This window comes from Vagococcus coleopterorum, assembly GCF_011303955.1.
GTDB lineage: Bacteria > Bacillota > Bacilli > Lactobacillales > Vagococcaceae > Vagococcus_D > Vagococcus_D coleopterorum.
The window spans coordinates 1,429,669-1,452,743 of record NZ_CP049886.1 but is presented as its reverse complement, the minus strand read 5'-3'; the positions used below and the strand labels follow the sequence as shown (position 1 = coordinate 1,452,743).

Annotated in this window: 21 protein-coding genes; 17 read left to right on the top strand and 4 right to left on the bottom strand. The window is 37.5% G+C overall.

Features of this window, described 5'->3' with window-relative positions; translation table 11 throughout:
* Positions 1-4 precede the first annotated feature (4 nt).
* From G7081_RS07290 to clpB, 12 genes are all read left to right on the top strand, one after another.
* Positions 5-385, top strand: a complete 381-nt coding sequence (locus tag G7081_RS07290; RefSeq protein ID WP_202982291.1) for a RidA family protein — start codon at positions 5-7, stop codon at positions 383-385.
* A 127-nt stretch (positions 386-512) separates the two neighbouring features.
* On the top strand, positions 513-2,051 hold the full coding sequence (locus tag G7081_RS07285; protein WP_166008277.1) for an ABC transporter permease: 1,539 nt from the start codon (positions 513-515) through the stop codon (positions 2,049-2,051).
* 13 nt (positions 2,052-2,064) lie between these two features.
* Positions 2,065-2,739 (top strand): ABC transporter ATP-binding protein, encoded by a 675-nt coding sequence (locus tag G7081_RS07280; protein ID WP_166008276.1) that lies wholly within the window; start codon positions 2,065-2,067, stop codon positions 2,737-2,739.
* 4 nt (positions 2,740-2,743) lie between these two features.
* Positions 2,744-4,204, top strand: coding sequence for a PASTA domain-containing protein (locus G7081_RS07275; protein WP_166008275.1), 1,461 nt, complete (start codon positions 2,744-2,746; stop codon positions 4,202-4,204).
* Between the two features lie 209 nt (positions 4,205-4,413).
* Positions 4,414-6,294, top strand: a complete 1,881-nt coding sequence (dnaG, locus tag G7081_RS07270; protein WP_166008274.1) for a DNA primase — start codon at positions 4,414-4,416, stop codon at positions 6,292-6,294.
* Between the two features lie 357 nt (positions 6,295-6,651).
* Positions 6,652-7,710 (top strand): RNA polymerase sigma factor RpoD, encoded by a 1,059-nt coding sequence (gene rpoD, locus G7081_RS07265; RefSeq protein WP_238786677.1) that lies wholly within the window; start codon positions 6,652-6,654, stop codon positions 7,708-7,710.
* 113 nt (positions 7,711-7,823) lie between these two features.
* The gene (locus G7081_RS07260) at positions 7,824-8,285 is read left to right on the top strand and encodes a hypothetical protein (RefSeq protein ID WP_166008273.1); all 462 of its coding nucleotides are present in this window, start codon (positions 7,824-7,826) and stop codon (positions 8,283-8,285) included.
* A gap of 23 nt (positions 8,286-8,308) precedes the next feature.
* Positions 8,309-9,010: a tRNA (adenine(22)-N(1))-methyltransferase gene (locus G7081_RS07255; protein ID WP_166008272.1), complete on the top strand. Its 702-nt coding sequence runs from the start codon at positions 8,309-8,311 to the stop codon at positions 9,008-9,010.
* Positions 9,007-10,041 carry a Nif3-like dinuclear metal center hexameric protein gene (locus tag G7081_RS07250; RefSeq protein WP_166008271.1) on the top strand — a complete coding sequence of 345 codons (1,035 nt, stop codon included), beginning with the start codon at positions 9,007-9,009 and terminating at the stop codon, positions 10,039-10,041. The genes G7081_RS07255 and G7081_RS07250 overlap by 4 nt, the downstream gene beginning before the upstream one ends.
* A 21-nt stretch (positions 10,042-10,062) precedes the next feature.
* Positions 10,063-11,301, top strand: a complete 1,239-nt coding sequence (gene pepT, locus G7081_RS07245; protein WP_166008270.1) for a peptidase T — start codon at positions 10,063-10,065, stop codon at positions 11,299-11,301.
* A gap of 86 nt (positions 11,302-11,387) precedes the next feature.
* The gene (locus G7081_RS07240) at positions 11,388-11,843 is read left to right on the top strand and encodes a hypothetical protein (protein WP_166008269.1); all 456 of its coding nucleotides are present in this window, start codon (positions 11,388-11,390) and stop codon (positions 11,841-11,843) included.
* Positions 11,844-12,186: 343 nt separating this feature from the next.
* Positions 12,187-14,793 (top strand): ATP-dependent chaperone ClpB, encoded by a 2,607-nt coding sequence (clpB, locus tag G7081_RS07235; RefSeq protein WP_166008268.1) that lies wholly within the window; start codon positions 12,187-12,189, stop codon positions 14,791-14,793.
* Between the two features lie 226 nt (positions 14,794-15,019).
* Here clpB and G7081_RS07230 read toward each other — a convergent pair whose 3' ends face one another.
* The 4 genes from G7081_RS07230 to G7081_RS07215 form a co-directional block, all read right to left on the bottom strand.
* Complete coding sequence (locus tag G7081_RS07230) at positions 15,020-15,109, bottom strand: type I toxin-antitoxin system Fst family toxin (RefSeq protein WP_166008267.1); 90 nt, start codon at positions 15,107-15,109, stop codon at positions 15,020-15,022.
* Between the two features lie 347 nt (positions 15,110-15,456).
* Complete coding sequence (locus tag G7081_RS07225; protein ID WP_166008266.1) at positions 15,457-15,555, bottom strand: type I toxin-antitoxin system Fst family toxin; 99 nt, start codon at positions 15,553-15,555, stop codon at positions 15,457-15,459.
* A 322-nt stretch (positions 15,556-15,877) separates the two neighbouring features.
* Positions 15,878-15,973: a type I toxin-antitoxin system Fst family toxin gene (locus tag G7081_RS07220; protein ID WP_166008265.1), complete on the bottom strand. Its 96-nt coding sequence runs from the start codon at positions 15,971-15,973 to the stop codon at positions 15,878-15,880.
* Between the two features lie 150 nt (positions 15,974-16,123).
* A complete protein-coding gene (locus G7081_RS07215; RefSeq protein ID WP_166008264.1) occupies positions 16,124-17,347 on the bottom strand; it encodes a GNAT family N-acetyltransferase in 1,224 nt (407 codons plus the stop codon).
* Positions 17,348-17,515: 168 nt separating this feature from the next.
* Here G7081_RS07215 and lepA point away from each other — a divergent pair, with 168 nt between their 5' ends.
* The 5 genes from lepA (at position 17,516) to G7081_RS07190 (ending at position 23,052) form a co-directional block, all read left to right on the top strand.
* On the top strand, positions 17,516-19,351 hold the full coding sequence (lepA, locus tag G7081_RS07210; protein ID WP_166008263.1) for a translation elongation factor 4: 1,836 nt from the start codon (positions 17,516-17,518) through the stop codon (positions 19,349-19,351).
* 257 nt (positions 19,352-19,608) lie between these two features.
* On the top strand, positions 19,609-20,253 hold the full coding sequence (locus tag G7081_RS07205) for a FusB/FusC family EF-G-binding protein (RefSeq protein WP_166008262.1): 645 nt from the start codon (positions 19,609-19,611) through the stop codon (positions 20,251-20,253).
* 116 nt (positions 20,254-20,369) lie between these two features.
* Positions 20,370-21,239, top strand: coding sequence for a D-alanyl-D-alanine carboxypeptidase family protein (locus G7081_RS07200; RefSeq protein ID WP_166008261.1), 870 nt, complete (start codon positions 20,370-20,372; stop codon positions 21,237-21,239).
* A 12-nt stretch (positions 21,240-21,251) separates the two neighbouring features.
* On the top strand, positions 21,252-21,953 hold the full coding sequence (locus G7081_RS07195; RefSeq protein ID WP_166008260.1) for a response regulator transcription factor: 702 nt from the start codon (positions 21,252-21,254) through the stop codon (positions 21,951-21,953).
* On the top strand, positions 21,946-23,052 hold the full coding sequence (locus tag G7081_RS07190; protein ID WP_166008259.1) for a sensor histidine kinase: 1,107 nt from the start codon (positions 21,946-21,948) through the stop codon (positions 23,050-23,052). Before G7081_RS07195 ends, G7081_RS07190 begins: the two co-directional genes overlap by 8 nt.
* Positions 23,053-23,075: the final 23 nt, after the last annotated feature.

Below are 23,075 nucleotides of genomic sequence, written 5' to 3'. Positions count from 1 at the left end.
ATTTATCATGAAAACAATTAACACGACTAAAGCTCCATCAGCAATCGGACCATACGTTCAAGGGAAAATCGTCAACGGATTCTTATTCGCTTCAGGTCAAGTACCAATCAACCCTGCAACAGGTGAAATCGAAGCTACAACAATTGAAGGCCAAACTAAACAAGTAATGGAAAACATTACAGCTATTTTAGAAGAAGCTGGAACATCATTCGATAACATCGTTAAAACAACTTGTTTCGTAACTGACTTAGGTCAATTCGCTCAATTCAACGAAAACTATGCAGCATACTTCGGTGAAGAATTACCTGCACGTTCATGTGTACAAGTTGCTGGCTTACCAAAAGGTGCGTTAGTAGAAGTAGAAGTAATCGCGACAGTTAAATAAAATTAAATAACAAAAAAAGCTAGAACCCCTTGGGGCTCTAGCTTTTTTGTTGTGGTTTTGTCTTTTTTTTCATGCTATAGTCTAAGCGTATATGGTTACTTTGGTTTGTTAGGGAAAGGAGTTTTATATGAATTTTTTGAAACGTGCATGGGCAAGTATCACACGAAGGAAAGGCAAGTCACTTATTTTGTTTGCGGTGATTTTTGTCTTAGGTAATGTTTTGGCGGGAGCCATTTCAATTCAGCAAACGACAACAGGTGTTGAAAAGAATATCAAAAAAGAATTAGGTGGACGGGCCTCAATTGCCATGGATTCAGATTTGTATGAAGAATATTATAACAATCTACCAGAAGGTGATGAATCGATAGTTCCGGCTAAAAATGTTTCGGAAAAAACATTGATTGAAATGGGCAACCTTCCGCAAGTGAAGTATTTTGATTACAGTGTACCAGGGGGCGTTTCGACTCGTGAGTTTAAAATGTACTCAACGGAAAATGACGAAGAAAGCCATCGTTATAGTATGAGTGGGTTATTGGAAAATTACTTTGTCTATACAGGGGTTAATTCACCTGAATTTGTCGATATGAAGGATAAGAAAATCGAACTGACAGCGGGACGGATATTCACTGATGAAGAAGTCAATGAAGGAAAAGCTGTTGCCATTGTTTCAAAGGAAGTTGCCGAGCTTAATAATCTTGCAGTCAATGACAAAATGGTTATTGATGCTAGTGGAGAAAATTATTTATCTGAAGATGCAGATAGTAAAAATGCAGAAATATTTAGCCAAAAACAAGTTTATCAAGTGATTGGAATTTATGATTTAATAAAAAAAGAGTCAGAGGCAGCCAAGAAAAATAATAAAAAAATGGGTTACATGAATGATGGCGAACAAGATTTTAATACCATTTATATGCCTAATAAAACAGTTTCCGCAGCTAATAAGAGTTATGAAGAAAGTATGTATGAATTTTTCCCAGAGATAAAAGCGGCTCAAGAAGAGCACGGTGGAGAGATTCAAAAAGATGAAGGGGAATACTATCAAGCATCTTTTATCTTGAATAGTCCGGAAGAATCAGAGGCCTTTAAAAAAGCTGCTACTGATTTATTACCGGATAAGTACAGCAAAATAATTGTGGCAACTGATCAATACGACAACATAGCAGCGCCGGTGAAAAATATGAGTAAGATGGCAACTTATGTTATTTTCATAGCTATAGCAGCCACAATTCTAATTTTATCCTTAGTAGTCATTTTATTTTTACGTGATCGGAAACATGAGCTAGGTATTTACCTATCACTAGGTGAACGACGCGTCAAAATTTTAGGTCAAATAGTGATTGAGGTTCTAATAGTAGCGTTCATCGCCATCACTTTATCAGTTGTAACAGGTAATGTAATTGCTAAAAACGTGTCGCAATCAATGGTTGAGACCCAGTTAAATAAAAAGGATAAAGAGCTTGAGCAAAGTGGTAACTTTGATTTTGAACTAATGCAATTAACGGGTAATGAAATTGGCAGTGAGCAAATAAAAGAAAGTTATCAAGTTAAATTATCTCTGGGTTACGTGGTGCTGTTTTATCTTGTAGGGATTGGCACAGTCCTTTTATCAACGGTGATACCACTGAGTTATATTTTACGATTGAATCCTAAAAAAATTATGATGTAAGGAGGAAGAGGGCATGTCAATTATTGAGGCACAGGATTTAAGTTACTATTACCAAGATGGCGATCAACGCCGTTATATTTTGAAAGAAACTTCAGTTGCCTTTGAAAAAGGGAAGTTCTATACGATTTTGGGCCAATCTGGTTCAGGAAAAACAACCTTTTTATCTTTAGTTAGTGCATTAGAAATACCTCAAAGTGGGAATGTTTTATTTGAAGGTAAAGATATTAAAGATATTGGATATGAAAATTATCGTCGGAATAAAATTAGTATTATTTTTCAAAGTTACAATCTGATTCCTTACTTAACAGCAGTCGAAAATGTTCTAGTGCCAATGTCGATTACCGATAATGAGATTCCTGATAACCAACTAGCTGTGGCGTACAACTTGTTGGATTATATTGGGATTGTCAAAGATAAAGCGGATCGCACAGTGAATAAACTATCTGGTGGGGAACAACAACGTGTGGCAATCGCTAGAGCCCTAGCAACTAATGTTGATGTGATATTTGCCGATGAACCGACTGGTAATTTAGATGAAGCAATGGAAAAGGAAATGGTGGAAATTTTTAGGAAGCTGGCTCATGAACATGATAAATGTGTAGTGGTAGTCACCCACTCACAAGAGATTGCTCAACAATCAGATGCTACTTTTTATTTGAAGAAGGGTACCTTAAGCCAAGATGAGTGATTTTTTGAAAAAGTTCGGCGAGGGAAAGTATCACAATGAAAAAGAACAGGTGACTAATCAGCCAGATTCAGCTGAGAGAATTGAAGAGGGGCAAGTTGTAGATACTAGTTCGCCAGCAGCTAATGATGCCGGTGAGAAACTCACAGGAAACAATGAAGGACATGTACCCCGACAAAAGAGTCGATCAGTTGGTACGCGTTCGGGTTTTACCTCGACTGGGGATGTGGTGGAGCACGATCCAACCTTTCAAGTGAAAAGAAAAAAGAAACGGATTTTAATCGGCTTAAGTAGTGTGTTAGCTGTCTTACTGATAGGAGTGATCTATTATCAAGTAACTCATGTCAAAGTTCGTAATTTTGTTGGGAAACCCATTACTGAGGTTCGTAAATGGGGAAATGATCAGAGTGTTAAAGTAACAGAAGAACAAGCCTATGACGATGAGGTAGAGGCTAATAACATTGTGAAGCAAGTGCCAAAGGCTGGTACAAAAGTTAAAAAGAAAAAAGCAATTCAAGTGACAGTTAGCATGGGTGCCGATCCAGAAGCGGTCTTATCTTTACCTGATTTTAAAGTTACTACCAAACAAGCCCTAGTTGACTGGCAAAAAGCTAATCACGCCGATAATTTAACGATTATGGAAGAATTTGATGACACGGTGGCAGCCGGTAAGTATTTAAAAGAAGAGTTTAAAGATAAAGATGTGACCGTGACAAACTACAAGCGGAAAAATCAATTGGTAGTTTATTACTCAAAAGGGAAAGAAGCATTAACAAAATCAATTCCAATGCCAGAATTTAAAGGTAAAGCCAAGGCAGAAGTCGAAAAATGGGTAAAAACGAATCAAATTGAAGCAACCTATAAGGAGGTGGCTTCTAACAAAATAGCAGAAGGCATGCTAGTTTCTCAAAGTGTCAAAGCTAATGAAAAGATTGCCAAACGGACAGCCATCACATTTGAAATATCTGGAGGAAAGGGAGTAGCTGTACCTGATTTTTCTGACATAGATATGGAATCAGCAAGTGATGTCGAGGGGCTGAATATTCAAGTGAAAGAAGTCTTCACACCTGACGTTGCTTATGGCGGCTTGATTTCTCAATCAGTCAAAGCCGGTGAGCTAGTGCCGTTGAAAGATGCGCCCTTAATTAAAGTAGTCTATTCTGTAGGTGCTCCTTATTTGAAAGCATACTTTGGGATGCTTGAAGGGGACTTACAAAAATCTTTCTATAGTGACTATCGTGCTAAAGGGGCAGAGATTTATTACGACCGTTACTATGTGGACTCATCAGAAGAACGAGGTCGTGTAGTGGAAATGAGTGCGTATAATACCTATGTTCCGATGACCTATACAGTTAGTATCGGGATTAGTAACGGAAGTCAGGCTGGACCGCCAAGTTTGAAAGGGGACGGTCTAGAGGATGAGAAACAAGATAAAGAATTAAAGGCTGAATCACTTGAGGATAACTAAATTTATTAAAGTGGGGTCAAGACATTGAAATAATGTTTTGGCTCTATTTTTGTGGTATCAATCATAGCCTAAACGATTGCTATCACCGTCAGATGTGCTATAATTATTTATAACTATTTCTTGAAATAGGTAAAGGTCGAATCAATAAGAACGCTTATTGACTCGGCCTTTCCTAAGTCAGTCAGAAAATTATCTGGGAGGTGAGAAAAATGTCACAGCGTATCCCTCATGAAGTCATTGAGGACATTAGAAATCAAGCCAATATTGTCGATGTTGTCGGTCAATATGTTCAACTGAAAAAATCAGGTAAGAATCATTTTGGTTTATGTCCATTCCATGACGAGCGTTCACCATCTTTCTCAGTTGCCGAAGATAAACAAATGTATCACTGCTTTGGTTGTGGTAAAGGCGGGAATGTCTTTAAGTTTTTACAAGACCTTGAAGGCTTAACCTTCCCAGAATCAGTCAAAAAAGTCGCGGACTTAGGCAACATGGCGATTGATCTTTCCTTTGTGGGTAGTCAACCGGCTATGGAGACACCTGAGCAAAAAGCAAAAGCGGCATTGATTGAGCTACATGAATCAGCAGCTGATATGTACCACCACATTTTATTGAATACCGAGGTGGGCGCAGAGGCCTTAGCTTATTTAAACGAGCGTGGTTTAACGGAAGAAATCATTAAAGAATTCCAAATTGGTTTTGCCCCAGCAGAGCGTATCTTATTACAAAAGATTTATGAGCGGGATGAAGTTCCTCGTGAACGTCAAATAGCCTCTGGTTTAATGTCAGAACGTCACGATGGAGAATTAGTCGATCGGTTCTATCAACGAATCATGTTTCCAATTAGAGATGGTCGTGGTCAAACGGTAGCTTTCTCAGGTCGTATTTTACCTAATGAAAAGATTGATAGTTCGAAACAGCCGAAGTATTTAAATAGTGCTGAGACGGATATCTTTAATAAACGAGAAGTGCTCTTTAATTTTGATAAAGCGAAAGGTCATGCTCGGAAAGAACAAGAGTTAATCTTGTTTGAAGGCTTTATGGATGTGATTGCGGCTTGGCGTGCTGGCGTTAAACATGGGGTTGCCTCAATGGGAACCAGTTTAACCAATGAGCAAGTTCGCATGATTCAAAAGACCACACCACAAGTATTGATTTGTTACGATGGTGATTCGGCGGGGATTGAAGCCACACATCGTGCCCTAGACTTACTTGGGAAACAAACTAACCTTGAATTGGGTGTCTTAAGTATTCCTGGTGGTTTAGACCCAGATGAATACTTGAAAGAGAATGGTGAGGAGCAGTTCCAAACATTCTTTAACACCGGACGTGAGTCAGTCTTTACCTTTATGATGCGTTACCATCAACGAGGTAAAAATTTGCAAACCGAACAAGACCGCTTCACTTATATTGAACAAGTGGTCAAAGAATTAGCGAAAGTTAATTCGGTGATCGAACGAGAAGTCTACATTAAACAATTGTCTGATGAGTTTGATATTTCGGTGGATGCCATTTCAGCAGAGTTAGCAAAAGCTAAGACGGAAGAACGGCAAGAGTATCAACAACAAAGACAGCAACAACAGTATGAACCAGAGATGGTGGAAGAACCCGTTTATCAACAACAGCCGGGAACCGTTCGTGAGTTCCAAGAGCGACCATTAACAACTGGAGAGCATGCTGAAAAATTATTATTGTATCGTCTAATGACGGAACGCGGCGTCCATGGTAAAATTAACCAGATACCAGATTTTGCGTTTAATCATGACGAGTATCAAGAGTTGTACCAACATTTTAACGATTACATGCTAACCCATAGTCAATTTGATGCCTCAGCCTTTGTTGATTACTTAAAAGAAGAACCGCTAAAGCAAAAGTTTGTGACGGTCTTTTATCAAGAAATGTCTGAAGAAAGTTCGGAACGTGAGATTTCAGATTACCTGATTGCGATTAAACAAGCGCGATTAGAAGGCATCAAACAAGAGAAAATCAAAGAACAACGTGAAGCTAATCGAGTGGGTAATAAGCAACTAGAACAAGAATTAACAATTGAAATCATTAATATTCAACGTAATTTAAAGAATTTAAGATAAATAAGGGGGCTATCATCAGTGGCAAAAAAAGACGAAGTAAAAGATGTAACAACTGAAACGACAGAAGAGGTTAAAGCGCCTAAGAAAGCAGCAGCTAAAAAAGCACCAGCGAAAAAGAAAGCACCTGCTAAGAAAAAAGAAGAAACAACTGAAGCACCTGCCAAAAAAGCAGCTCCTAAAAAAGCAACAAAAGCCAAAGCAGTAAAAGACGACAAAGAAGTTGTTGAAAAAGAAACGAAAAAACCGGCCGCTAAAAAAGCACCCGCAAAGAAAGCGCCAGCGAAAAAGAAAGCAGCTGCTAAAGACACGGATACAGCTGCCAATGAAAAAGAATTTAACAAAGCTGTTAAAGCCTTTATCAAAGAACACAAACCAAAAGGTGAAGCCCAAATTGATATCTTAACAGATGAAATTGCGACACCGTTTAACTTAGACTCTGATGGTATGGATGATTTAATCCAACAAGTAGAAGACCAAGGGATTAGCTTAGTTGATGAATCTGGTGAACCAGCAGCTCGTAGTTTGAAGAAAGACGAAAAAGTCGTTGAAGCTGCCGTTAAAGAAGATTTAACAGCGCCAACAGGTGTTAAAATTAATGATCCAGTTCGGATGTACTTAAAAGAAATCGGACGTGTGTCATTATTAACAGCTGAAGAAGAAGTTGAGTTAGCTTTACGTATCCAAGAAGGTGAACAAGAAGCGAAACAAAAACTTGCTGAAGCTAACTTACGTTTAGTAGTAAGTATTGCCAAACGTTATGTTGGACGTGGCATGCAATTCTTGGATTTAATCCAAGAAGGTAACATGGGTCTAATGAAAGCCGTTGAAAAATTTGATCATACTAAAGGGTTCAAATTCTCAACTTATGCAACATGGTGGATTCGTCAAGCGATCACTCGTGCGATTGCCGACCAAGCTCGTACAATTCGTATCCCAGTTCACATGGTGGAAACAATCAACAAACTAATCCGTATTCAACGTCAATTGCTACAAGACTTAGGTCGTGAGCCATTGCCAGAAGAAATCGGTGCAGAAATGGACTTAACAACTGAAAAAGTTCGTGAAATCCTAAAAATTGCTCAAGAGCCAGTATCATTAGAAACACCAATTGGTGAAGAAGATGATTCGCACCTTGGGGACTTCATTGAAGACCAAGATGCAACAAGCCCAGCTGATCACGCTGCTTATGAGTTATTAAAAGAACAACTTGAAAGCGTGCTAGATACCTTAACTGACCGTGAAGAAAACGTTCTACGTTTACGTTTCGGTTTAGATGATGGTCGTACGCGCACGCTTGAAGAAGTCGGGAAAGTATTTGGCGTGACACGTGAACGTATCCGTCAGATTGAAGCGAAAGCATTACGCAAATTACGCCACCCATCTCGTTCAAAACAATTGAAAGATTTCTTAGAATAAAAAAAGCAAACCTCCAAATCCTTTTGCGGATTTGGAGGTTTTTATGTGTCAGCGCTATCAAAATGTAGTAAGATAAGAGTGTAAAGATAAAAATTTAAGGATAGGTGATAACCATGTCAAAAAAATATATTTTAAGTGCTGCAGCACTAGTTGCCGCGTTAAGCTTAACAGCCTGTGGCGATAAAAAAGAAGAAACTAAAAATACTAAAGAAACAGCAACAAGTGAAACGGTGGAAACGCAAATGCCAAAAGTTAACGATGAAGAAAAATCAAAAGAAGAAGCAACCGTCTTTACAGGTGTCTTAGCAGAAGATGCGCGCGAAGCAGGCACATCAACTGTCTTGACAATTATTGAAACAGAAGGCGTAAAAGATAAAAATGACATCGTCAAAATGTTTTCTCAAGCCGGTGTCGTCATTAACTTAGACGATGACCAATTAGGAAAAGATTTAACAGCTGCTGATTATAAAGAGGGTCAAAAAGTAGAAGTAGAAATCGAAGGGTCTGCACCAATGACGCGCTCATTGCCACCGCAATTACCAGGTAGTGCTGTTATCTCAATCAAAAAAATCTAATCAGTAAAGGTGTCGAAACAAGAATGAACGAACAAAAGTTATCGCTACGTTTAGAAAAAGTAGCAAGTTATGTACCACAAGCTGCCGTTGTGGCAGACATTGGCTCTGACCATGCCTATTTACCTGCTTGGTTAATTTTAAATGGTGTCGTGAAACAAGCAGTAGCAGGAGAAGTGGTAAAAGGACCGTTTGAATCAGCTAATCAGCTAGTTCAACAATTAGGACTGGAAAGTCAGATTACCGTGCGTTTAGCTAATGGTTTAGAAGCGATTGAACCAACGGATCATGTTTCGGCGATTACCATTGCTGGCATGGGCGGCTCGTTAATTAGTGAGATATTAGACCGGGGATTTGAAAAAGGTATCTTAACAGGTAAAGAACGTTTAATCTTACAACCTAATATCGGGGAACGTAAGTTGCGTCTTTGGCTACAAGCCCATCAGTATCAACTAGTAGCGGAGGAATTGATTGAAGAAGATGGCAAACGTTATGAAATTTTAGTAGCGGAAAAAGCCACAGAGACAACCAACTATTCACCGCAAGAACTATTGTTTGGACCTTTCTTATTAAAAGAAAAATCTCAGTTATTAAAAGATAAATGGGCGCAAGAGTTAGTTCAGAAAGAATTAATTTTAAGTCGTTTATCTGAAGATAATCCGAATCATCAAGATAAAATCAATGAGTTAAAAGAAAGCATTAGCTGGATTAAGGAGTTGATTCAATGAGTTTAAATGGCTTAGAGTTTATCCGTCGTTTCGAAGAATATTGTCCCCTTGAACTAGCTGAAGAGGGTGATCCCGTGGGTCTTCATATCGGTCAGCTTGACCGTGAGATGGAGCGGGTAATGTTTACCTTAGATGTTCGTCCAGAAACAGTCGCTGAAGCAATTGAAAATAAGATTGATTTGATTGTCGCAAAACACCCACCGATTTTTAGACCGATTAGTCGTTTAGACTACGATGATGCCCAAACTAAAATGTATGCTGATTGTATTAAACATGATATTGCGGTTTATGCCGCTCATACAAATCTCGACATTATCGAGAATGGTTTAAATGATTGGTTCTGTGAAGAACTAGGGATTGAAGAGGCTACTTATTTAAAAGCGACTCATAATGTTGCCTATCATGAAGTGGCGTTACACATTGATCCTAAAAATAAAGTGTCATTACTGACTTATTTAGCTGAGTTAACGACTGAAACGATTAGTGAAGAAACACCAGAATATAACAAAACGGTGATTACTTTTCCAGTAGTGGAAACAGAAATAACAAAGATGAGAAACTCATTAGAAGATATTTCTGAAGAAATCCCAATGGAACAACAATGGAAACCCTTACATAACAAGGTGAAGACCTTTGGGATTGGTCGAATTGGGGACTTGTCAGAGCCAATTATGATGGAAAAATTTATTAGCCAAATCAAAGAGACATTTAACCTAGATGGGTTACGATTAGTTTGTAGCAATCCAGATCAAGCGATTCAACGTGTGGCCATCTGTGGTGGCAGCGGTGAAAAGTTTTATCGTGATGCTTTAGCGAAAGATGCTGACGTTTATTTAACAGGTGATGTCTATTACCATACCGGTCACGATATGCTAACAGCAGAATTGCCAGTGATTGATCCCGGTCATCACATTGAAGTCTTGTGTCAACCTCGATTGCTTTCATTAGCAAACGAATGGAAAGAAGTTTATAATTGGGATATTGAATTCAGTCAGTCTCTGACGAATACAAACCCATTTAAATATTATTAAAGAGAAAAAGGAGAATGTCATATGTATGAAAATCTAGTACCTCGTTTTATCAAGTATGTGAAAACAGAAACTCGTTCGGATGCAACAAGTACCACTATTCCATCTACTCAAACACAGGTAGAGTTCGCGCAAACATTAGTTGCTGAATTAAAAGAAATTGGTATGTCTAACGTTAGCTATAACGAAAAAAACGGTTTCGTAACAGCTGAGTTACCAAGTAACACAACTAAAGAAAATGTTCGTAGTATTGGTTTTATTGCGCATATGGATACAGCAGATTTCAATGCTGAAAATGTGAATCCTCAATTCGTAGAAAATTACGATGGCTCTTCAGATATTGCCTTAGACAAAGATGGCAAATATAAATTAACAGTTAAAGATTTCCCAAATCTTGCTAACTACAAAGGTCAAACGTTGATTACAACAGACGGATCGACTTTATTAGGTTCTGATGACAAATCAGGTATTGCTGAAATTATGACAGCAATGGAATTCTTAGTTAAGAATCCAGATATCGAACACGGTAAATTAAAAGTTGCGTTCGGTCCTGATGAAGAAATCGGTACTGGGGCAGATAACTTTGATGCTGAAGGCTTCGATGTTGACTTTGCTTACACTATGGATGGTGGCCCAGTGGGTGAATTACACTATGAAACATTTAGTGCTGCTTCAGCTGTTATCACAATTAATGGTAAAAACGTTCACCCAGGATCAGCTAAAAATACAATGATCAACGGTTTACAAGTTGCTCATAAATTCCACAGCGAAATTCCAGCTAACGAATGTCCAGAAATGACAGAAGGCTATGAAGGCTTCTATCACTTAATGCACGTTGAAGGTAACGAAGAATTAACAACGATGCAATACATCATTCGTGACCACGATCGTGAAAAATTTGAAGCTCGTAAAGAGTTCATCAAATCTATCGCAACTAAATTAAATGCTGACTTCGATGAAGAACGTATCTTAGTTGATATGCACGATCAATACTACAACATGGGCGAAATCATCGCTAAAGACATGAGCATCATTGAATTAGTTAAAGATGCTATGGGTGTTGTCGGAGTAGAACCAAAAGTTGAACCTGTACGTGGGGGAACTGATGGCTCTAAAATTTCTATGATGGGTATTCCAACACCAAACATTTTTGCTGGTGCGGAAAACATGCACGGACGTTTTGAGTTTGTTTCAGTCCAAACAATGGAAAAAGCGACTGCTGTAATCGTAGAAATTGCAAAATTAAATGCATCTCAAGCGTAATTAGTCTATAATAAAGGAAGTTCCCTGATTTAGGGACTTCCTTATTTTTTTACGATAAAAAGACAATCAACTAGAAGAGGTGCCTCGTGTTATCATTTGAAGAAAAAAAAGCTATCTTTGATAGCTTCGAAGAGCTGACATGTCAGCCAGTTTCATTGAATCGTTTAAACTATCACTTTGAAGAAAGTGCTATTCCTAAAACAACTTTAGTGAAGTTCTTACACCCGAAAAGTGGCAATGCTTTTATTTACGCTGGTTACTTACCAGGACAAGAAACTAAGGGCGGTTACATTTCAGTTCATGGCGATACAAAAGAACAGATTATTGAAAAAGTGAACCTAGCTTTAGAATTCTTACGTCTAACAGAAGATGGTTTTCCTGAAGGATACGAAGAAGAGTGGCGTGACAATCATGGAGATGAATTGACTTTACGTTACCAAAACTACATGTGGGTTGTGGTGATGACAAGTGGAGCTGTGGAAGCAGTCTTCAAAACAAAGCAACAAGCAGAAGGTTATTTAATGGATGAAGGTTTTGAATAAAACGCTGGCTAGCGTTTTATTTTTTTTTGATTAATTTATTAATTTTAGAATAATGAGCTGTTTTAAAAATATGCTATTATAATACATAGGTTAAGGGGGTCAACTCCTTGCTGTTTACAGAAACTGAATAGGGGACATCAGTAACTGTCCGGAAAACTGGAAAGAAGTTAAAGTATAAAATGTGTTATTGGGATAATACTTTAAGACAGTTTTATATAATCAAACCGCTAATGTGATTAGTGGTTTTTTTTTGTTATTTCAAATGATCAAAAAATGCAAACATATTCTTTGACCTATTTTGACCAAAGTTATATAATAAGGATATAGTTAAGGAGGCGATAGGATGAATATCGAGAAAATGACAACAACGCTGCAAGAAGCAATTAGTGCAGCACAACAAGTGGCAATGACTCGCATGCATCAAGAAATCGACGTCTGCCATTTATGGAAAATCTTTTTACAACCGGATCATTTTGCTTATCAATTTTATAAAGATGCAGGTGTACCTGTAGATGAGATGATTCAAGAAGTGGACCAAGAGTTAGATGCCATTTCAGTTGTATCGGGAAGTAACGTCCAATACGGACAAGGCCTTAGCCAAAATTTATTTAATCTATTAAACGAAGCAGATAAAATCCGTGAAAGTTTTGAAGATGAGTTCTTAGCAACAGAAGTCGTCCTATTAGCTTTAATGGAGTTGAAAAATTACCCGCTAGCAAAATTCTTAAGCACAAGAGGTTTTACCGCTAAGAGTTTACGCCAAGCTGTGGAAGATTTGAGAGGAGGAGATCGTGTGACATCACAAAATCAAGAAGAACAATATAAAGCATTAGAAAAATACGGGACCGACTTAAATCAATTAGTGAAGAGCGGTAAACAAGATCCAATCATTGGTCGTGACGATGAAATTCGTGATGTGATTCGTATCTTATCTCGTAAAACAAAAAATAACCCAGTCTTAATTGGGGAACCTGGTGTTGGTAAAACCGCCATCATCGAGGGACTAGCACAACGTATTGTCCGCAAAGATGTGCCAGAAAACTTAAAAAATAAAACAATCTTTTCATTAGACATGGGTGCTTTGATCGCAGGTGCTAAATACCGTGGTGAATTCGAAGAACGTTTGAAAGCCGTTCTGAAAGAAGTGAAGAAAAGTGATGGTCAAATCATTCTCTTCATTGATGAGATTCATACCATCGTTGGTGCCGGTAAAACAGAAGGTAGTATGGACGCCGGTAACTTACTGAAACCAATGTTAGCTCGTGGTGAGTTGCACTGTATTGGTGCTACAACTTTAGATGAGTATCGTGAATATATGGAAACTGATAAAGCATTAGAACGTCGTTTCCAAAAAGTCCTAGTAAAAGAACCAACTGTTGAGGACACAATTAGTATTTTACGTGGATTGAAAGAACGTTTTGAAATTCACCATGGTGTTAATATTCATGACAACGCCTTAGTTGCGGCTGCAACATTATCAAACCGCTATATCACGGATCGTTATTTACCGGATAAAGCGATTGACTTAGTCGATGAAGCTTGTGCAACCATTCGTGTTGAAATGAATTCCATGCCAACGGAACTTGACCAAGTTATCCGTCGTTTGATGCAGTTAGAAATTGAAGAAGCTGCCTTGAAAAAAGAAACAGACGATGCAAGTAAAAAACGTTTAGAAATTCTGCGAGAAGAGTTAGCTGAATTGCGTGAAGAAACAAATCTTTTAAAAATGCGTTGGGAAACTGAAAAAGAAGAAGTCAACCAAGTCAGCAACAAACGTGAAGAATTAGATAAAGCTCGCCATGCTTTAGAAGAAGCTGAAACAAATTATGATTTAGAACAAGCAGCGGTCCTAAGACATGGCACAATTCCACAATTGGAAGAAGAGCTGAAAACATTAGAAGCTAAAAACTATGTCGAAAATGAAGGTCGCATGTTACAAGAAGCGGTAACGGAAGAAGAAATCTCGGTTGTCGTAGGTCGTCTAACAGGAATTCCTGTGACGAAATTAGTAGAAGGTGAACGTGAGAAAATCTTACGTTTAAACGAAACATTACATAACAGAGTCATTGGGCAAGACGAAGCTGTTGATGCCGTGTCAGACGCTGTTATACGCTCCCGTGCGGGCTTGCAAGATCCAAATCGTCCACTAGGGTCATTCTTGTTCTTAGGACCTACAGGGGTAGGTAAAACAGAATTAGCTAAAGCCTTAGCTGAAGAGTTATTTGATTCTGAAGAACACATGATTCGTATCGACATGAGTGAGTACATGGAAAAACATAGTGTCTCTCGTTTAGTCGGGGCCCCTCCAGGATATGTAGGTCATGAAGAAGGCGGACAACTAACGGAAGCCGTTCGTCGTAGTCCCTATACAATTGTCTTACTAGATGAGATTGAAAAAGCCCATCCTGATGTGTTCAACGTCTTACTTCAAGTTTTAGATGATGGTCGTTTGACAGACTCGAAAGGTCGCACAGTTGATTTCAAAAACACTGTGATGATTATGACAAGTAATATTGGTTCGCAAACCATGCTTGAAGGTGTGGATGAGGAAGGTCAACTATCAAAAGAAACAAAAGATAGTGTTATGAATCAATTACAAATGCACTTTAAACCTGAGTTCTTAAACCGAATTGATGATACGATTATGTTCACACCGTTAACACTTAATAATGTGAAATCAATCATTGATAAGATGACAGTCAACTTAGGATTAAGACTAGCAGAACAAGGTATTCAACTTGAACTATCAACGGAAGCAAAAGACTGGATTGCTGAAAGTGCGTATGATCCAATCTATGGTGCAAGACCATTGAAACGTTTCTTAACGAAAGAAGTGGAAACACCATTAGCGCGAGAAATCGTAGCAGGTAAAGTCGGCCCGAACACAAAAGTGACGGTGACATTACGAGATGAGCAATTAGCATTTGAAAGCGAAACAATTGCAGAATAATAAAAAGACCTTAGCCGAAATGCTAGGGTCTTTTTTATTTTATTTTGGAATTAAATAATTTTATTGAATGGGATAAGCATCTTGAAGTGCTAGTTTTTTAGCTGTATACTAAAACTATAAAAGAGAGAAGTGTCATTCGATACACAAAAAGACCAACCTACTGGAATAGGTTGGTCTTTTTACTTATCAAGATAGATAAGTAGTGGTTAGTTAGCAACTTCCTGTCCTAGTCTTTCCCGTCTAACCAGTGAGAAAAACATTTTAGAACGATACCTGTGATGATTGGAAATATCAAAAGCGAGAAAAAAAGTGTCATACGAATACACCTCCTTATGAGGCAGTTGCCGAGGTGAGTGTAGCACTAATTTTTTAACAATAAAATTTCAATAACAAGAAATGAATGTAAATATGACTAATGGCGCGTTATGTAAAAACAAACAAAGAAATCAGTTGCTGATATTATTTATTACAAAATAAAATAATGTAATATAATATAGCATGGCTGTTCCCGTTGTTTGTAGGGATGTCGGGTGGTATAATTGATTTATAAAGTTAATAAGAATTTAAGCATGAAAACACGAAACCCCAACCTATTACAGTAGGTTGGGGTTTTCTTTTTACTTATCAAAATATTGGTAAGCACGTGTGCTAGTTAGCAACTGATTAGTCTTTATCCCGTTCATCTAGCCAATGAGAAAAAATGGATAAAGTCATTCCTATAACAAGTGGAGCAATGAAAAAAGTTAATAAAAAAATAGACATGAAAACACCTCCTTTTGAGGCAGTCGCCGTGGTGAGTGTAGCACTATTTTTTTGAGAATAAAATTTCAATAACATGCTCTGTATGTAGAGATGACTAATGGCGTGTTATGTAAGAATAAACAAAGAAGTCAGTTGTTAATATTATTTATTACAAAATAAAATAATTTTCAAAAGGCTTGAGTTTACATTGTGATAAGCTATTGAAAATGCTATAATAAAGGCAAGAAAACTGTAATCATTATATCACCAAAAAAACCAACCTATAGGAGTAGGTTGGTTTTTTCTTATCTTTAAAAAGATAAGAGGGGTCAGATGGCAGCTTTCATTGTTTATCCTTCTCATCTAACCAGTGAGAAAACAACTGTAAAACAATGCCAACAAGTATTGGGTTGATTAAAGCAAAGAATACTGTAATCATAAATATCACCTCCTTTTGAGGCAGTTGCCGAGGTGAGTGTAGCACTATTTTTTTGAGAATAAAATTTCAATAACAGAGAATGTGCGTAAATAAAATTAATGCATGTTATATATGAAAAACAAAAAGAGCCCCTCAGAGGCTCTTTTTGTTTTAGAAATAATCACTAAAGTAGGCATTTTGGTTTGGAATGATGCGTTCTAATGAACGGAGTGTTTTACGATCGGTTGTCAGAGCATCAATCCCCATTAAGTAAGTCGGACGTTTGTAGCTCATTAACATCGTTGTGAGGGTTTGGATATTTAAGTGGACCGGTTGTCCTACCGCTTCACTAGTGACATGAACAGTTTCATCTTCATCCCAAGTTAAACCAAAGATGCCATTATTCCATTCCGCTTCGGTATCTTCAACCACAAAGTGGAAAGGTTCCACCGCGCTGTCGAAAGGAAACTCAGCTAGAAATTTTTCGACGTCAACAATTCGTGCCATAAAGAATGGCGCAATGGTTTCTTTAATATCACTATCATCAAATAGGAAAGCAATCGGTTCATCTTTATAAGTAGCGCCTTCAACGTGGTTAATCATTGAGAAGTGAGCAGAGATGAAGTTCCACAACCCTTTACGAGCTTCTTGGTTTAAGTAAACCATTTCTTTAATATGGAAAACTTCTTCCGCAATCCAGTAGAAACAGAAACCAGTTGGTTGGTCATCAGCATCGTAGTATACCGCTGCGGTGCGTTCTTCTTCATTTTCCCAACGCCAGTATTCATCCCAGTTTAATTCAGTTCGAATCATGGCACCATGTGTTTTGTGTGAGAACTGATCGTAGACTTTAATCACATCAGGATCATCATAAGCTAGACGTTCCACATTACCAGGAACATTAACGGGTTTAGGAAGTTGCGTATCTTTTATTTTAAAGGTCATGGTATCAGAAATAATTTCCCAACCTTTACGACGGTAGTAAGGGATGTTGTAAGGGTATAAGTAAGAAATGTACTGACCACGTTCACGCATATTTGTTAAAGCTAATTGGATTAAATCTTTCATTAGTCCTAGGCTAGCGTATTCAGGATAGGTTCCTACACCCGTCACGCCACCCATGTCATAAATATGACCGTGAATGTTAACTTGGCAGGGATAGACAGCTAGTTGTGAGACTAGGGTATCTTTCTCATCGAACCATCCAATAACGTCAGCTTCTTTTAAGACAGGACGTTTAGCTCGTGTTATTTCATTGGCATCTTCATAGCCACTTTCCTCAATATCTGAGTCTGTGACTTGGAAAACGTAGCGTAGTAATTCATTAAATTGTTTTAAGTGTTTGAGTTCCACTGGTTTGATTTCTAGACTTTGACGGAGTTCTTCCCGGTTCATAACTATAACCTCTTTCTTTTTCTTCTCCCATAGTATAACAAATCACCCAGTGATAAGACAAAAAATGTGAACAGAGTAATTTGAGTAGGCTAGCGAAAAGACTTTTCTTTAGGGCTTAAGCTTGTTATAATCAAAGGTGCTGATAAAAGGAAAGTAGGAATATAAATCATGAACATGGAAGAGATGAAACAACGCCAAGAGAAGATTCGTAACTTCTCAATTATTGCCCATATTGACCACGGAAAGTCGACATTAGCTGACCGTATCTTACAACACACAGAAACAGTATCTGACCGTGAGATGCAAGATCAATTGTTAGACTCAATGGACTTAGAACGTGAACGTGGGATTACGATTAAACTAAATGCGGTTGAATTAAGTTACACGGCCAAAGATGGGGAAGACTATATCTTCCACTTAATCGACACACCGGGACACGTGGATTTCACTTATGAAGTCTCACGTAGTTTAGCTGCCTGTGAAGGGGCTATTTTAGTGGTGGATGCGGCGCAAGGGATTGAAGCCCAAACATTGGCTAACGTTTACTTAGCTCTTGATAATGATTTAGAAATCCTACCTGTTATTAATAAAATTGATTTACCAGCCGCCGATCCAGAACGCGTTCGTCAAGAAATTGAAGACGTTGTCGGGATTGATGCAAGTGAAGCAGTCCTTGCAAGTGCCAAAGCTGGTATTGGAATTCAAGATATCTTAGAACAAATCGTTGAGTACGTGCCTGCGCCTGCTGGTGATTTAGAAGCGCCTTTAAAAGCCTTGATCTTCGATTCAGTTTACGATAGTTACCGTGGTGTTATCCTAAATGTCCGTGTGACAGATGGGGTGGTAAAACCTGGTGATGAAATCATGATGATGCAAAGTGGTAAGAAGTTTGAAGTTATCGAAGTAGGTATCTTTTCACCAAAACCAATTCCGCGTGATTTCCTTATGACAGGTGATGTTGGTTACATTACTGCCGGCATTAAAACGGTGAAAGATACACAAGTGGGAGATACAATTACCCTTGCTAACAATCCTGCGGAAGAAGCCTTAGATGGTTACCGTAAGATGAACCCAATGGTGTACTGTGGTTTATACCCAATCGATACCTCACGTTACAATGACTTACGTGAAGCATTAGAAAAATTACAATTAAATGATGCGGCCTTAGATTTTGAACCAGAAACATCACAAGCATTAGGTTTCGGTTTCCGTTGTGGTTTCTTAGGATTACTACACATGGACGTGGTTCAAGAACGTTTAGAGCGTGAGTTTAACTTAGAGTTAATCACAACAGCACCATCGGTAATTTACAACGTCAATCAAACTGACGGCTCTAAAATCGTGGTGGATAACCCATCAGATTTCCCAGAACCTGTTAAGATTGATTCAGTTGAAGAACCTTATGTGAAAGCGTCTATTATGGTACCAAACGAATATGTTGGAGCTGTGATGGAATTATCACAACGCAAACGTGGGGACTTCTTAACAATGGATTACTTAGATGATTACCGTGTTAACGTGGTTTATGAATTACCACTATCAGAAATCGTCTTTGACTTCTTTGATAAATTAAAATCAAGTACAAAAGGTTATGCCTCACTTGATTATGAAATCATTGGCTACAAAACAAGCCGCCTAGTGAAGATGGACATCTTACTAAACGGCGAGACAGTCGATGCTTTGAGCTTTATCGTTCACAGAGACTTTGCCTTTGAACGTGGTAAAGCTATCGTAGAGAAACTGAAAAAACTGATTCCTCGTCAACAATTCGAGGTGCCAATTCAAGCAGCGATTGGCCAAAAAATTGTCGCTCGTAGTGACATTAAAGCTTTACGTAAAAACGTATTGGCGAAATGTTATGGTGGAGATATCTCACGTAAGAGAAAACTTCTTGAGAAACAAAAAGATGGTAAAAAACGTATGAAACAAATCGGATCAGTTGAAGTCCCACAAGACGCCTTCATGGCCGTTCTTAAAATGGACGATGACGAACCGAAGAAATAGATCTAAAAAACCAGCTACTCATTGAGTAGCTGGTTTTTATTTAGATTTAAAAATTAGTGCGAGAATATGCAAGATCTTTCTGTATTTATGTTAAACTAAAAGTATTATTTTTAGGTGGTGATCGCAGATGCCGAATAACATGCATCGTTCAATACGCAATATCACGATTGGTATTGCTGAATAATTAAATAGGAAACGACTAATTTTGTGATACCGATCTTAGTTTATTTGTTTTATAACTAAAGGAGGAATCAGACATGGATAAATTTATTAAACCATTTCAATATAACATCATCGAAGAACAGGCGACGATTGTCGTTCAAACGCAACGCTCAGTTAATGATCGACACACAGTTGACACGTTAAAATTATTAGCACTAGAAAAGATTGAGGCTAGTTTTCCAACTGCTTCAGCAGAAGAATTAGAGTTGCTACGGGAAAGTATTCAATTAGGAAAAACTCAACGAGAATTAGACAAGTACTTGGAAAAAGTCAAGCCAATGATTATTCCTTTTAAACAACCAAGTGATAAAGGTTTGCAAAAAGTTTTTGCTAAAACCAAGAAATTAAAAGTTCCTGAATGGGAAGAAGTCGCGTTAGATAGACAAACCTTTTATGGTTGGAATGATGTTGCTAAGCAAAGAAAATATATTATCGCTTATCAATCTGATGAGTTAATTGGCTTGGAAGGAACCATTTCACCGACTATTAAAAAAGGTCTCTGTGCTATTTGCCAAACCATTTCAGAGGTTAGTATGTTTGAAGCCAAAGGGAAGGTCTCTAAAGAAGGCAATTACTTATTAAAAGGGAATTATATTTGTCATGATAGTGATAAATGTAACCGACAAATTAAATCAGAAGATGATTTGTTTAACTTTGTAAAACATGTGAAACCTAAATAAAAACAGTCACTCAAAGGAGTGGCTGTTTTTTCTTAATAAATTATTAATTTATTATTCAGTAATATTATATTTTTTAAGTCGCTTATCTTGGTTAACTAATGGTAGGGGGCGAGAAAATGAAAACATCAGTTAAATTATTATTAATCAGTCTGTTACTTGCAAGTATTGGGTTAGGCTATTATACCTATCAAAAAAATGTTTCATTAGGTAGTGAAGTCTTGAAGATAGACGCCAATCAGACATTGAATATTTATAGTAAACAAGCTATGCTACAGAAAGTTAATGGTGAGACTATTTTTGAAAAGGGTGCAGATGAAAAAATCAAACCAGCCTCATTAGCCAAAATAATGACAGCTATCTTAGCTATTGAAAACTTACCTGATTTACAGCAAGAAATGATGACAGACGGTGAACGAATCAATTGGCTTTATTCAGAAGAAGCATCTGTTGCAGGATTCTTACCTAATGTCCCTGTGACAGTGGAAGAACTTTTATTTGGTTTGATGTTACCGTCAGGAGCAGATGCAGCCGTGTCCTTGTCAAAAGCAGTATCAGGTTCTGATGAAGCTTTTACAGAGGTGATGAATCAAAAAGCTAAAGAGTTAAATATGACACAGACGCATTTTACTAATTCATACGGCACAGAATCAGCGGAACAGTATTCAACGGTCAGTGATTTAGCTAAGTTATTACAGCATGCCTTACAAAATGATACATTTTATCGAGTCTTTACAACACCTTATTACAACGGCAAAAACTACTCTTTTGAAAGTAGTTTATTTAAAAAACTCGGCTCACCAGATTTGAAAAAAGGCCGGATTGTAGGTGGAAAAACAGGCTATACTGATGAGGCAGGGTTATGTTTAGCAACCATTGCCGAAATTGATGGTAAAGAGTATCTTTTAATTACAGTTGGAGCAAAGGGAAATCATGATAGCAAGCAGTTTAATATGATTGACGCTAAAAACATATATAATAGTCTTTAAGGACGTGAGAAGATGACAGTTAAAATTTTAGTAGTAGAAGATGAAAAAGAAATCTCTGATTTGATCGAGATGTATTTGCTTAATGAAGGGTTTGAAGTGATTATGTCAGAAACAGGCGAAGCTGCCTTAACTAGTTTAAATGACCAAACAATTAATCTAGCTATTTTAGACGTGATGTTACCAGACTACAACGGCTTTGACTTATGTGCTGACATTCGCAAAAAATATTTATTTCCGATTATCATGCTAACTGCTAAAAATACTGAAATGGACAAAATTCATGGTTTAACCGTGGGGGCAGATGATTATGTCACTAAGCCATTTCAACCATTGGAATTAATGGCGCGTGTCAAAGCTCAGTTAAGACGCGATGGTAGTTATAATTCCCAACAAGATAAAGAGGCAGGTAGCGATGATTTTGAGAGCCGTGGCTTAAAGCTACAATATGCTAATCACCAATGTTTTGTGAACGGTCATGAAGTTAATTTAACGCCGAAAGAGTTTGCTATCATAGCTTATTTAACCCAACACCAAGGTCAAGTCATATCGTCAGAAGCCTTGTTTCAAAATGTCTGGGGCGAGAGTTATTATGAAGCATCAACTAACACAATTATGGTTCATATTCGTCATATACGCGATAAAATAAAAGCACATAGTCCAGGGATTGAATACATTAAAACCGTTTGGGGAGTGGGGTATAAGTTTGATGAATAATGGTAAATTTTCAATGTTAAAAAAGAAATTACTCGTAGATTTATTGAAATATATCATAGTCACAGCAGTGGGATTAGTTTTATTAAGTTCCTTATTTAGCGGAAAAATTGCTGATGGTATTTTAGAGCTGTTGCAATATCAATTTCCATTAGATTATGACAGTGCCTTTATGATCTATCATATTAGTATTCGCCAAAATAAAATGCTTATTATTTCAATCTTTATGCTAGTGGCCATTTACTTTATTTTTAGAAAGTTGATTAACACGGTGATGACGTATTTTGATGAAATTGATAATAACCTAAATGAAGTGGTGTCAGATAGTGATGTATTAACAGAATTATCACCTGAGTTAGCCAGTATTGAAATGAAAATCAATCAGAGTAAACAGCTATTAAAAAGTCGTGAACTTGCCTTAAAAGATTCTGAAATGAAGAAGAATGACTTAGTTGTCTATCTTGCTCATGATATTAAAACACCTTTAACATCGATTATTGGCTATTTGAGTTTTCTAGTAGAAACCAATGAAATTGATGAAGAAACACGACAAAAATATTTGAAGTTGGTTTTAACTAAAGCCAATGATTTAGAAGGATTAATCAATGAGTTTTTCGATATTACCCGTTTCAATATGCAGGATATTGTCTTAACAAAACAGCGATTTAACTTAGGCACAATGTTACAACAAATTTGTGATGAACGTCATTTAGATGCCCGTGAAAAAAATCAGAAAATTTTGGTTGATTCACCGGATATTGAAATGGTGGCAGATGCTGAGAAACTGGCACGAGTATTTAATAATATTATCAAAAATGCTTGTCTATATGGTGAAGCTGACAGTCCTATTTCAGTTATGGTCAAAGAAACAGCTTTATCAGTTGAAATAGAAATAGCCAATCAAGGCGATACCTTGACAGAAGAAGCGATGTCAGAAATGTTTGATAAATTCATTCGTTTAAATCGTGCGCGAACAACTCAAAATGCGGGGTCTGGCTTAGGATTAGCCATTGCAAAAGACATCGTTAATGCTCACAATGGGGATATTACGGTTCATAGTAATCGTGGTTTAACGACTTTCAAAATTGTTTTACCTAAATAAAGACAGATACCTTTATAGATAAA